Annotated in this window: 9 protein-coding genes; all 9 read left to right on the top strand. The window is 40.5% G+C overall.

The genetic code is table 11. From position 1 onward, the window contains the following. Positions 1–195: 195 nt before the first annotated feature. A complete protein-coding gene (locus Q0954_RS29765) occupies positions 196–1,800 on the top strand; it encodes a sensor histidine kinase KdpD (RefSeq protein ID WP_299464159.1) in 1,605 nt (534 codons plus the stop codon). A gap of 262 nt (positions 1,801–2,062) precedes the next feature. After that, on the top strand, positions 2,063–2,788 hold the full coding sequence (locus tag Q0954_RS29770; RefSeq protein WP_299464162.1) for a response regulator transcription factor: 726 nt from the start codon (positions 2,063–2,065) through the stop codon (positions 2,786–2,788). A gap of 226 nt (positions 2,789–3,014) precedes the next feature. Continuing rightward, entirely contained in the window at positions 3,015–4,277 is a 1,263-nt protein-coding gene (locus tag Q0954_RS29775; RefSeq protein ID WP_299464166.1) for a tail fiber domain-containing protein, read from the top strand. A 344-nt stretch (positions 4,278–4,621) separates the two neighbouring features. Further along, complete coding sequence (locus Q0954_RS29780; RefSeq protein WP_299464169.1) at positions 4,622–5,584, top strand: tail fiber domain-containing protein; 963 nt, start codon at positions 4,622–4,624, stop codon at positions 5,582–5,584. A gap of 31 nt (positions 5,585–5,615) precedes the next feature. Further along, on the top strand, positions 5,616–6,194 hold the full coding sequence (locus Q0954_RS29785) for a hypothetical protein (protein WP_299464172.1): 579 nt from the start codon (positions 5,616–5,618) through the stop codon (positions 6,192–6,194). A 41-nt stretch (positions 6,195–6,235) separates the two neighbouring features. Then, the gene (locus tag Q0954_RS29790) at positions 6,236–7,873 is read left to right on the top strand and encodes a leucine-rich repeat domain-containing protein (RefSeq protein ID WP_299464174.1); all 1,638 of its coding nucleotides are present in this window, start codon (positions 6,236–6,238) and stop codon (positions 7,871–7,873) included. A gap of 390 nt (positions 7,874–8,263) precedes the next feature. After that, positions 8,264–8,782, top strand: a complete 519-nt coding sequence (locus tag Q0954_RS29795) for a class IV adenylate cyclase (RefSeq protein ID WP_299464176.1) — start codon at positions 8,264–8,266, stop codon at positions 8,780–8,782. Between the two features lie 112 nt (positions 8,783–8,894). Further along, a complete protein-coding gene (locus Q0954_RS29800; protein WP_299464179.1) occupies positions 8,895–9,617 on the top strand; it encodes a hypothetical protein in 723 nt (240 codons plus the stop codon). Positions 9,618–10,496: 879 nt separating this feature from the next. Next, positions 10,497–12,461 carry a SpoIIE family protein phosphatase gene (locus tag Q0954_RS29805; RefSeq protein ID WP_299464182.1) on the top strand — a complete coding sequence of 655 codons (1,965 nt, stop codon included), beginning with the start codon at positions 10,497–10,499 and terminating at the stop codon, positions 12,459–12,461. Positions 12,462–12,732 lie beyond the last annotated feature (271 nt).

The raw sequence follows: 12,732 nt of genomic DNA on the forward strand, positions 1-12,732 counted from the left end.
GGCAAGTTTTTTTAACGAAGCATGTCCAAAAAAGATGAGGTTAAGAATGTAAATTTATTTTGACACCGTTCCTAAGGCTAAAAGCTTTGTTAAAGACCGACTATTAACTATACAGAGTTAAAAAATGTTAAATACCCAAAAAAGCAGTTGCTTTCACCGTATTTTGTATCAAACATACAAAGAACAGGTGCCTATATGAAAACCAGAAAAAAACTCAACTATATTATTTTTTTAATGAGTATTGCCCTGATAGGTTTGATTGGTTTACAGATTTATTGGGTCAATACCTCACTCAAAATAAAAAAAGAACGCTTTAATCAAGACGTACACCAGGCTTTGAGCAACCTGGTGCGTAAATTAGAAAAACGAGAGACTGCTTATGCCGTAGGCAATCGTTTTTTTAATACCAAAGGCAGTCGTTCCCCACGCCCCAAACAATTTTACAATATCATTACTTCTGGTAATCGCAAATTCAATGTTTTGCGAAAATCAAAGATAAAAAAGAACCATAGTAAAGTAGAACTTCAACACAGTTGGACCCTGTCTGAAGGAGGAGAAGATACCACCTTTACCCTCAATGTCAGCGCTAAGCCCAGTCCCCGGCTTAAGCAAATTTTACACCCTCAAGAGGTTACCGTCGTGAATGACGACTCAAGCAAAAAAGTGCATGTGAAGGCTAGTTCGGTGATGTTGGTGATAGACGAGTTGTTGAGCAAGCGCAAGCCATTGCACCAGCGCATCAGCCAGGAACTGCTCGATTCATTACTTCATATAGAGTTGCTGAGTAAAGGCATTGACATTCCTTACCGTTTCAATGTGGTTACTCAGCAAAATGGCCAGTATTGCTATGTATTTAACCCCCAAAAGCCTATCCAGTACTCCAATCCTCAGCAGGCACTGTCTCAGGTAAACTATGCCACCATCTTGTTTCCCAATGATATATCGCCACAACCCAACAAACTATTGGTAGATTTTCCGGCAGAAAACACCTTTGTAATAAAGCAAATGTGGACAGTGCTCGCCTCAGCGTTTGTGTTTATTGTCATTATTATTTTTTGCTTTACGTTTGCCGTAAACACCATTCTGAAGCAAAAGAAAATGTCAGACATGACCAAAGATTTTATTAATAACATGACCCACGAGTTCAAAACCCCGATTGCCACCGTGTCGTTGGCTTGCCAGGCAATGCAAGACCCTGATATTCAACAGCTCCCTGGTCAAATGAATCGCTATATGGGAATGATCAAAGAAGAAAACGATCGGCTGGGACAACAGGTAGAAAAGGTACTACAAATAGCCCGGTTAGACCGAGAGGACTTTAAACTGAACATTAGCGAGGTAAACGTACACCAAAGTATTGCCAAAGCAGTAAGAAATATACAAATTCAAGTAGAAAAACGGGGAGGAGTACTCAATACTGCGCTCAACGCTGAACAAGCCTGTATTTATGCCGATGAGATTCACTTGACCAATATGATCATTAACCTGTTGGATAATGCCAATAAATACTCGCCCGACAATCCAGAAATCACCATTGAAACCCAAAGCAATGAACGGGGCATTAGGGTAATGATTAGCGACAAAGGACAAGGCATTTCTAAAGAAGTAATCAACAAGGTTTTTGATAAGTTTTACCGGGTGCCTACTGGCAACATTCATGATGTAAAAGGTTTTGGGTTGGGCTTGAGTTATGTAAAAACCATGGTAGATGCCCACCAAGGCGAAATTCAGGTAAAAAGTGAGCCAGCCAAAGGCAGTACTTTTACCTTGTTTTTCCCTTATATGGCACATAGCGCGTGATGGGCAGTATAATGCTACGCAAAGCGGGTTAAAATAACTATAACAATGAGCACAGAGCTTGAATACCGATACGGTAATAATTAAGAAGCTTTGCTCTGACAATGAGCCGTAAGCGACAACAATCCCAGCAATCAGCGAAGCGGAACAATAGAATAACTAGGTTTCGGTTAACCATGCCGTTCAAAGTATATCATAGACCCAACCTTGTGACCCATATCCCGTACTTTATTTTATCTTGTTCATTGCCGCTAAAAGCCAGTGTATGAAGGTTAGCCAAAAGAAGATCACCATGAAAGATGAAATAAAAATATTGTTGGTAGAAGACGACAACAACCTGGGGCAATTGCTACAGGAGTATTTACAGATTAAAGGGTTCCCTACCACGCTGCGACGCGATGGCGAAGCCGGACTGGAGACTTTTCACTCTGTAGGGTTTGACTTGTGTATATTAGATGTGATGTTGCCCAAAATGGATGGATTTACGCTTGCCGAAAAAATAAGAGAGCAAAACAAAAAAATACCCATTATTTTTCTGACGGCTAAATCTATGAAAGAAGATGCCATCAAGGGGTTCAAGGCAGGAGCCGATGACTACATCCATAAGCCTTTTAGCATGGAAGAACTCTTGTTGCGCATAGAAGCCATTATGCGACGTGTGGGGGAGCAGCCTGTAACCCCGGAAACCCAGGAATATTTTGAAGTAGGCTCGTTTAGTTTTGACTACAGCACCCAAAAACTCCAGCGCAACGGCGAAAGCAAAAAACTGACCTCTAAAGAAGCTGCCTTGCTCAAAATGCTATGTGAACATAAAAACCGGACCCTGGAGCGGTCAAAGGCTTTGAAAAAAATATGGTTAGACGATAACTACTTCAATGCCCGCAGTATGGACGTATACATTACCAAACTCAGAAAATACCTCAAGTCTGACGAAAATATTCAAATTGTCAATGTGCATGGGCAGGGTTTCAAACTCGTAGAGCTGGTATAGCCCTGCCTCTTGTCGTTAATAATTCCTCCCCCCCCTTTTTATTTTTCTCCAATAAAAAATATAAGTCGTTGATGTTCAGCTAGAAACATCAGCGATTTTTTTTGTTTAATATGTTTTCTGAAAAAAACTTCCGGCGGAACCCCCTCCTATTGGTATAGTTTAAATGAAAGCGCTAAAAGACTCAATGTTGCTTTTGGCTAAATACAATAATGGTTAAACTGTTTTTTTGATAAAACAAGTAGTGAATCAACAAGTGATGAAAAAACACCACTCTATACTAATTACTTTAAGCCTGATGGCTTTTTTTGCCTTGGGGGTATGTACCCAGTCAAAGGCGCAAACCTCCCGCCTTGCCATCAAAAAGCCCAGCAGTGGCACGGGAGTCATCCTGGATAATGAAACCGGAGGCAACACCATTTTTAGCATTGGCGGCAGCGAAAAAATGCGCTTGACCAGTGATGGAAAGTTGGGTATTGGTACTAGCAGCCCCGAAATGACGCTAGATGTAAGAGGCTATATGTTATTTGAAGCAGGTGGAGACCCAGTACTATACACTGGCACAGGTAGTACCGAGCTGAATAGGTACTTTCAACTCATTAACTCTCCTGCTAACGCCTCCGCTTCTGGCTTAAAAGCAGGTGGTATGTTAGTAGCAGATGCCTATAACTACGCCAACCCCGGTAAAAATGATTTAATAGTAAAAGGCAAAGTAGGCATTGGTACTGCCAACTCGCAAGAGCAACTTCAGGTAGGCAGTGCTGGCTTAGTAAATATAAGGATAGGTAAATACGCTCACTTAGGTGAAACAGGCAATGGTTTAGCTACTGTTTTAGGCAATAATGTAAAAGTCTCGACTACTGAAAATGTTAAAATGCAGTTTGTCAACCCTACAGATGGAGGACAAGTCATCAGATTAATGTATAACGAAGGCATCAGTTTTCATACTGCGGGCGGATTTATTACAGGACAAACAATTACTGCTGGACAGAATTATGCAGGTTACGAAAGAATGCGCATTGATTTAAACGGTAATGTAGGCATTGGTACTCCTACACCAACTCACAAGCTTGAGGTGGCAGGAAATATAAAAGCTAATAACTTTCCTACAACTTCAGACGCTCGCTTCAAGAAAAATATTCAATCGTTAAGTACCGATGCTGTGGCTAAACTCAGCCAAGTAAGGGGGACTTCTTATCAGTTCCGTACCAAAGAGTTCAAAGCCAAAAACTTCTCTAAGGGCAAAAAAATGGGATTCATTGCCCAAGAACTGATCAAGGTATACCCTGAGCTAGTTACCAAGGGAGCAGATGGTTATTACTCAGTCAACTACACTGGATTAATGCCAGTATTGGTAGAGGCGATCAAAGACTTGCGTAAGAAAAATGGGGAGTTGAAAACCCACAGCCAAACCCTCAAAGCTGAATTGGCTGATGTGAAAACCCGCCTGGCAACCCTGGAAAAATTGATCATAAGACAAACAAACAAATAGAAGTGGGGCAAGGAATGGTGAAAAATGAGTGGCTTCTAACACAAATGCTTATTTTTCACTACTTCTTCAAAAACCACCTGATTGGTTCCCCAAAGATGATTTAAAAAGTGCAAAAAACTGTCGAAAAGTAATAGCAGTAAAAAAATGTGTTATTCGTAAATATTTGATTATTAACTAGTTAGTGTTTTTATAGGTTAAAATACATAAAAAAGTGTCCAAACTGCCTCCCCAATATTGGTATAGATAATTAGCAGGCTAAAAAACAGGCACTATATCACATTTTTAGTTTGTACAGTAATGGTTAAACTGTTTTTTTATAAGAACAAATAGTGAATCAAAAAATAATGAAAAAACACAATTCTATATTAGTTACCTTGAGCCTCATGGCTTTTTTTGCTTTAGGTATGGGTAACATAAGTCAGGCACAAAACTCTCGTCTTAGCATCAAAAAGCCCGGTAGCGGCATTGGTGTTACCTTAGACAATGAAGCAGGAGGCAATACCATTTTTAGTATTGGGGGCAGCGAAAAAATGCGCTTGACCAGCGATGGAAAGTTGGGCATTGGTACTGCCAACCCTCAGACTACACTTCAGGTATCTGATGAGAATGCAGATTTGAGATTACAAGGAGGGGCCTTCACTATGCAATGGACAAACCCAGCAACAAATTGGGTACCCTACATTGAATGGAGAACCAAGGCAGGTATCCGTCAAGCCTACATAGGTTGGCAACCAAACTATTTTGCCTTAACTCTGGAGAATGGCTTTAATTTTGGCATTATGGGAGGTAGAGTAGGCATTGGAATTACTAATCCAAGCTATGCACTTGATGTGGCTGGATATGTACAAGCCAACAATGTAAACGTTCCCTCAGATATCCGCTACAAAAAAAATATCCAAACTTTGAGTGCCGATATGGTGGCTAAACTAAGCCAGGTGAGGGGTACCTCTTATGGGCTTCGTACCGAAGAATTTAAAGAAAAACGCTTTTTAAAGACTAAGCAAGTTGGAATAATTGCCCAAGAGCTTCTCAAGGTATACCCTGAGTTGGTAGTAAAAGGAGCAGATGGTTATTACTCAGTAAACTACATGGGGCTAATCCCAATATTAGTAGAAGCTGTCAAAGACTTGCGTAAAAACAATGATGGGTTGAATGAATATGCTCAAAAGCTCAAGGATAAAAACAAAAAAATCAAGGAAACATTGACCGATTTGAAAAGCCAACATAAGACGCTCAAAACCGAATTGAACGATTTGAAAAGCCGCTTGAAAGCCATCGAAAAAAGTTTAGAAAAATCTAAAGACTAAGGATGGTAAGTACGAAATTAATCAACTTAAAATGCAATTTTGTGTAAAGCCTTTTGCCCTTTTGTTGGGCGTATGCCTGTGGGCAATGGTGGCAAGCGCTCAAGTGCCGCCACCGCCCACAGTAGCCGGAGGCAAACCCAGCCAAAACCCCCACAACAAAATCAAACGATGGCAGTTGGGGGGCAACTTTGCCGTATTGTTGGGCAACCCGGTACTGATAGATGTATCGCCCACGCTTGCCTACAAACTTAACCAAAAGCTAAGTATAGGCGCAGGAGCCATTTATCGCTACAGTTTTTTCAAACAAAACGACTCTACCACCCAGGTATATGGTGCGACTGCCTTTGTGCAGTTTCAGCCCATTTCCTGGTTTTTTTTATCGGCAGAGTATGAAGGGCTCAACGTGCCCAATCCGGCATTACTTACTGTTAACCCAGAGGGAACCCCTGCCAGGGTATGGCAACAAAGCCCCCTGTTAGGGGCAGGCATTCGTTTTAGGGTGTTACGCTTGTTGCAAATCAATGCAGCCCTGCTTCGAGATTTTAACTATCGTCCAGGCATGAGCCCTTACCCCAGCCCCTGGCGTTTTAGGTTGGGGTTTTCTTTATAAACACAACTGTTGCCCTTTATTATTTAAATAAAACAAAACCCATGCAATTCAAGATCAAACCATTGTTACTCCAAAAGCGAAATTATTTGCTGGTCACCCTCTGGCTCACCAGCTTATTGATGAGCACGGCAGCAGTAGCACAATCGCCCCAACTACTCACCGAGGCTGCATTGGCAAAACAAAAGGTGTATACCTCGTGGCAACGTGCCCTAAAAAATCCCACCAAAGTATATCGTTTAGATTTATCGGGGCAAAAACTCAAAGCAATATCGCGTAATATCCATGTATTTACCCGTGTACAAGAGTTAAAGCTTGCCCAAAACCAACTAGACAGCATCAACAGTGAAATAATTGCACTCTCAAATTTGCAAATAATAGATGTAAGCCATAACCAACTCAGCAAACTACCTGAGTTTTTGTTTAAACTTCGCCACCTACACACCTTGAACCTTGCTTATAACCAAATAAAAGTGCTACCCACAGGCATTGCCGGGTTACGCAAACTAAAGTATTTGAATATTGTGGGCAACCCCCTCAAAAAATTGCCCGTTGAACTGACCCAACTCCCCCAACTCACTACCCTCAAGACCGATAAAAAGCTATGGGCACAATGGGAAATGTTACGCAAAAAAAACAAACTATTTACCAGCCTGGAAGAGGCGCTTAAAACCCCCGCTCAAGTGTACAAACTAGAGTTGCACGGTATACGCCAAATACCCGTACAGAAGCTCAAAAAACTAAAAAATCTAGAAGTGTTAAAGCTCAACAATAATGCCTTGCGCACCTTGCCCAAAGAGCTGGGTGAGCTGAAAAGCCTCCAGGAACTACATTTGCAAAATAACTTGATAAAGACAGTACCTAAAGAAATTGGAGATTTACAACAGTTAAAGAAGCTGAACCTCAAAATGAATCGAATAGATGCTTTGCCCCAAGAGTTGGGCAAGCTAAAGCAGCTTGAGCAGTTAGACTTGTACAACAATCGCCTAAAAACGGTACCCAAAGAACTAGGCAAACTCACCGCCTTAAAAAAATTGGATTTATCACGCAACCGTTTGCAAAACCTGCCTCAAGAGTTGACAAACGCCCAGGCGCTCGAAAAGCTTAACCTACGAGGCAACACATTGACCCAACTACCCAAAGACCTGGGCAACCTGCAACAGTTGAAGCAGCTACACCTGGACGCCAACCGTTTGACTGGTTTACCCGAAAGTATAGGTAACCTCAAAAACCTGGAAAGCCTGGACTTGCGCGAAAATGTATTGAAAAAACTCCCGGAAAGTTTGGGAGGGTTAGAAAAACTCAAAAGCCTGCAATTGCGTAAAAATGCACTGACCAAATTGCCAGAAAGCATTGGTAAGTTGCAAAACTTAGAGAACCTAGACAGTTGGGGCAACGCTTTAGAGGGCTTGCCAGAGAGTATTGGGGGATTAAAAAAACTCAAAAAAATGAACCTGGCCTATAACCAACTTACCGAACTGCCCGAAAGCCTGGGCAAACTCGAAAACCTTCAAACGCTCAACTTATGGAACAATGCTACGCTGCAAAAGTTGCCAAAAAGCCTGGGCAATCTAAAAAACTTACAAAGCTTTAAAATGCAGTTCGACAAACTACCTTTAGGCGAGCGTAACTTGCTGCAAAACAACTTGGTGAATACCAAAGTAAGAGGCCTTAAGTTTTAAATGGCAAGACAAATAGTTTGTGCTTAAAATAGAAAACCCAAATCGGATATGACTGATTTGGGTTTTGTGTGTTACTACAATCCCTTACTTTGTTATAAAACTTTATAGGGCTAAAAAATACACCCAAAATGTTTTTCCTGTGCAGTTTTTATGTTCCCTCAATACCAAATAAATGATAAGTTTGGTTGCATAACCGAAGGCAACAGTCAAACAACAGTGCTACAAAACCCTGTAATCAAGGAATGTTTTCGCATATTTGCAAAAGCAAAAAAGGTAACAGTGAAAGCCTCTTTTATAAACTTTGAGCACCACAGCTCAAGAGCGTAAGCGCTCCGTAAGCGAGTACTTCACTACCAGGTAAGACACTAAAAATTAAATCATTGTACAAATATGCAACACTTATTAGTAGAGATTAAGGCACGTACTGCCAAAGCTGACCAAATCAGGACTTTTTTAGAAAAAAACAAGACTTATTTCAAAGGAGTGGATTATCAGACAGATACTTATTTTAAAGTAAATAAGGGGCGCCTCAAATTGCGGGAAGGCAACATAGAAAACCACCTCATTCAATACTACCGCCCCAATCAGGCAGAAGCCAAAACTTCAGAAGTATTGTTGTATAAATCGAACCCTGAATCTACCCTCAAACAAATTTTGACCAATGCTTTGGGTGAGTTGGTGGTGGTAAAGAAAAAACGCGAGATTTATTTTATTGACAACGTTAAGTTTCATATAGATGAGGTAGATCAATTGGGCAGCTTTGCCGAAATTGAGGCTATAGGCAATAAGGGCGAGCACCTGGAGGAAGACTTAAGAGCCCAGTGTTTGCACTACCAGCAGCTATTGGGCATTCGTACCGAAGACCTGGTAGAGGTTTCTTACAGTGACATGCTGTTGGCAAACGAGTAAAGTTTGTGAAGCAACGCTTTTGAAAAAAAACTGCTCAGATTGGTTTTGCCTTGTGTAGGTGTATGTTTTTGTGTAATATAGAATGCTTATTCAAAAACTTAAACTTAAAAAAATGAAACGTTTTAAAAATTTAAGCTTATTTGTGCTTAACCTGCTAATTTTGAGTGTTTTAATGGCTTTTGTGCCAGGCGATAGTGGAGACTGTGCCATGTACATTGCCAGCAGCAAAGGGGCCACAATGGAGCTGAAAAACTATTCTCGTAAGGGTAAACTACAAAACATTGTGCGGCTAAACATAGCTGACAAAACCGAAGCAAATGGCAAAGTAATGTTGAATGTAGACTATGCCTATTACGATAAAAAAGATAAAGAGGTAAAGGCAAAAGGGAAATACAAAGCAGTGTGCGAAAATGGGGTATTTAAATTTGAGTTTGGGGCGATGACTCCAGTGGCAGGACAGCAAAAGGGTAAGAATATGAAAATAGAGATGGAAAGTGACTACCTTGATATTCCGGCAAACCCTCGTGTGGGTCAAACCCTAAAAAATGGCACCCTTACTATGAAGGTACAAGCCGAAGGAATGCCTAATATGTTTAACACCAAAGTAGCCATGAGTGAACGTAAAGTGGTGGGTTTAGAAAAAATAACCACGCCTGCAGGTACTTTCAGCTGTGTAAAGATTTCTTATAATAGCGAAGTGAAAATGTCTTTTGTCAAAACCCGTTCGCGCACGGTAGAATGGTTTGCCAAAGGGGTAGGGCTGGTACGTTCTGAGTTTTATAACAAAAGAGGGAAGATGACAGGTTATACAATATTGACCAAGTTAAAGAAATAATGTGTGTGAGCCCCACCTGAGGCAGTTTTATTGTCTGAAAAAGTTTGATGTTTAGGCAAATTGTGATAAATTGTACCTATAAATTTAAATCGCATAATAATGAAAAACATCACAAAACAAACAAGCAAAAAAATGCAGAAGTTGTCTGCCAAAGAGATGCAAAACCTAAAAGGTGGCTCTAAAAGAATTTATGTGGGCAACTTGCCTGGTGGTGGTTGATTAGCGTACACCCTACAAAAAGTCCCTTGTTTATAGCTATAAGCAAGGGATTTTTTGTATCAATAAAAAAAGCGTTTACCAGAAAACAATACTCCGCAGTGATTTTAGTCAAAGTTGATTACTGATTACCTTCGGTGAGCTCACCAGAGGCTCGGTTATCAAATGTTTATAAGTTTAAAAACTATTTAATTACGTGTTTAGACGTAAAACTGAAACCCTTTGAAAAATAAAGCAAGTACGCAAATTTAATATACGCCATTGGTTTACAATGATTCATAGGGTAAACATTTACTCGAATCAGTTATGGACTACGGACTAAATGCTATGGACTATTGAGAAAAGGAGTGTAAAGAAAGCATATTGGGTTTTACGTTTTCTAATCAACTTTTGCTTCTTCTTAACCTATCCTGAAATATCTTGTGCTGCAATGAGAAGCTATTGCCATATTTGTTGTATTTTTACGTGAAAACGCAAAATCGTATGAGTAATGGGTTGAATGTAGACAAACATTATTTTGAGTGTATTATCAGGTGCTTATATTTCCTTCTTTTTACTTTGTGTGTATGTACTTTATCTTTGCAGGCTCAAAAAATAGACAGCCTCAAAACTATACTTGAAAAAACACCTCAGAACATCCATCGAGTCAATCTGTTAAACAGTTTGGCAGACGCCTACCTCAACAAGCACCCTACTACATCTATTAAGTACGCTAAAAAAGCGCGCCAACTGGGGAAACAACTTCAATATATGCCAGGCTATCTTCGCTCATTCAATCATGTAGGCATTGCCTATATTGTGTTGAGCGAATACGACAAAGCCATTGCCGAACTGCTCAAGGGGCTCAAGCTGGCAGACAGTGTTCGCCTCGACAGTTTACAGGGGTTGCTTCACCTCAACATTGGGCTTATTTATAGTAAACTTCAAAAACCTAAAGAAGCACTTAAGCACTATCAAACAGGGTTGATGCATAGCCTGGCGGTCAAACACATCAAAAATGCGATAGTTTCATACAATAATATAGGGTATACCCATATTGCAGAAAAAAGGTATGCAAAAGCCTACCTTCCTTTGTTTGAAGGGCTCAAGCTTGCCATAACTACCCAAGATGTAAAAAGCCAGGGATTGATCTACAGCAACCTGGCAATGATTTATTATCATCAAAAAAACTATAAGCAAGCAGAGCAAACTTTTATCAAATCTATTGAACTGTCTAAGAAAGCCAAAGACAGCTTTTCTATACTGGGTACTTACGTAGATTTTATTCAATTTTATTTAGATACCAAACAAACCAAGCCCGTACCCCAACATTTGAAAGATGCCCTGCATTTAGCAAAAGTGGTAGGAAGCAAAAATTTTGAGGCTAACTTTTATGAATTGCACACCCAATATTATAAAACCAAGGGAGATTTTGAAAAAGCTTTGCGTTACAAAGAGCAAGCCATTGGGTTGAAAGACAGCGTGTTTAGCATGAAAAAAAATAAGCAGATAGCCCGGCTAAAAGCAAACTATAAGCATGAAGCTGAGAAGTTGATATTGAAGCAAGAAGTAGCACTCGAAAAAAAAGCCAGACAAACTCAAAAAACGATTTCTGTGATTGCTCTCATTGGTTTTACTGCCATTATTATAGTGGCTTTGTTGCTTTACAGAATAAACCAAAAAAGGCGTAAAACCAACCAACAATTGGCAGTGCAGAAACAGGAAGCAGAAAAACAGCGCGATGTGATCAAAGAAAAAACACTGGAAATACAAGCAGCATACCATACCTTACAAGAAGTAAACAAGGAGCTAGAGCAAACCCAGGCCGAGATAGCCGCCCACCGCGACACATTACAAAGTAAAAATAAGGAGTTGTCGTGGTACCGTTACCGCATTGGCAAAAGCATAGAAGCCGCCAAGCTGATTCAAACCGCCATCTTGCCTGACAGTACCAGTCTTCGCGACTATTTTAACGAATACTTTGTTTTGTATAAGCCTAAAGACGTGGTTTCGGGCGATTTTTATTGGGTAGATCAACAACAAGGGCAAACAATTTTGATTGTGGCTGATTGTACCGGACACGGGGTACCAGGGGCGTTTATGAGCATGGTGGCCAATACCTTGCTAGACAATATCATTAAAGTAGACAAGGTGCTCGATCCAGTAGGTATTTTGGATTTGTTGCATAAAAAAATAAAAAAGGTTTTGCGCCAGGAAGATACCCGCAACAACAGCGGAATGGACGTGGCAGTGTTGGTTCTGGAGCCACAAGCAACAGGCAGTGTAGCCGTGGTATTTTCGGGAGCCAAGCGTCCTTTGTTTTATATCAGACAAGGTCATCAAGAGATAGAAGAGCTGAGGGGCACCCGCCGGGCTATTGGAGGCATACAACCCAAAAACCGGGAGTTTGAAAAAAAGACGTTGTTGTTGCCCAGAGGTAGCTTACTTTATGTAGGGTCAGACGGCTTGACCGACCAAAACGACAAGGAACGCACAAAGTTTGGGAAAAAAAGATTGAAAAACCTGTTACAAACCAATGCCCACTTGTTGCTTGCCCAACAGCACGAAGCGATAAATAAGGAATTATTGCAGCACATGCAAGGTGTAGAGCAACGCGACGATATTTTGTGGATGGGAATAAAGGTTTAATCTTCGTTGTGCCAAGTCTTCCGAAGATTGATTAATATTCTCTGCGAATGCAGCATTACCTTAATACTACTATTTCAAGTGATTTTTAATGCAGCATATTTTACTGCGCAAGCAAGTCGGTAGACTTACATTTATTCAAAACTTTCAAGTCTCCTATGGAAGACTTAAAAGAGCGGGGTAGGTTATCAAACTACTAATTAATTCAAGTTGCGGCTTATGCCTCAACCCTTTTTAGTGTATAAGCAAAAAGAAATAAAAACACTTTTAGCAA

It is taken from the genome of uncultured Microscilla sp. (genome assembly GCF_947493425.1).
In the GTDB taxonomy this organism is placed as follows: Bacteria; Bacteroidota; Bacteroidia; order Cytophagales; family Microscillaceae; genus Microscilla.

Coding starts and splice junctions, on each gene's coding strand:
- Q0954_RS29765 (WP_299464159.1), top strand. CDS start 196: ATGAAAACCAGAAAAAAACTCAACTATATTATTTTTTTAATGAGTATT.
- Q0954_RS29770 (WP_299464162.1), top strand. CDS start 2,063: ATGAAGGTTAGCCAAAAGAAGATCACCATGAAAGATGAAATAAAAATA.
- Q0954_RS29780 (WP_299464169.1), top strand. CDS start 4,622: ATGAAAAAACACAATTCTATATTAGTTACCTTGAGCCTCATGGCTTTT.
- Q0954_RS29785 (WP_299464172.1), top strand. CDS start 5,616: ATGCAATTTTGTGTAAAGCCTTTTGCCCTTTTGTTGGGCGTATGCCTG.
- Q0954_RS29790 (WP_299464174.1), top strand. CDS start 6,236: ATGCAATTCAAGATCAAACCATTGTTACTCCAAAAGCGAAATTATTTG.
- Q0954_RS29795 (WP_299464176.1), top strand. CDS start 8,264: ATGCAACACTTATTAGTAGAGATTAAGGCACGTACTGCCAAAGCTGAC.
- Q0954_RS29800 (WP_299464179.1), top strand. CDS start 8,895: ATGAAACGTTTTAAAAATTTAAGCTTATTTGTGCTTAACCTGCTAATT.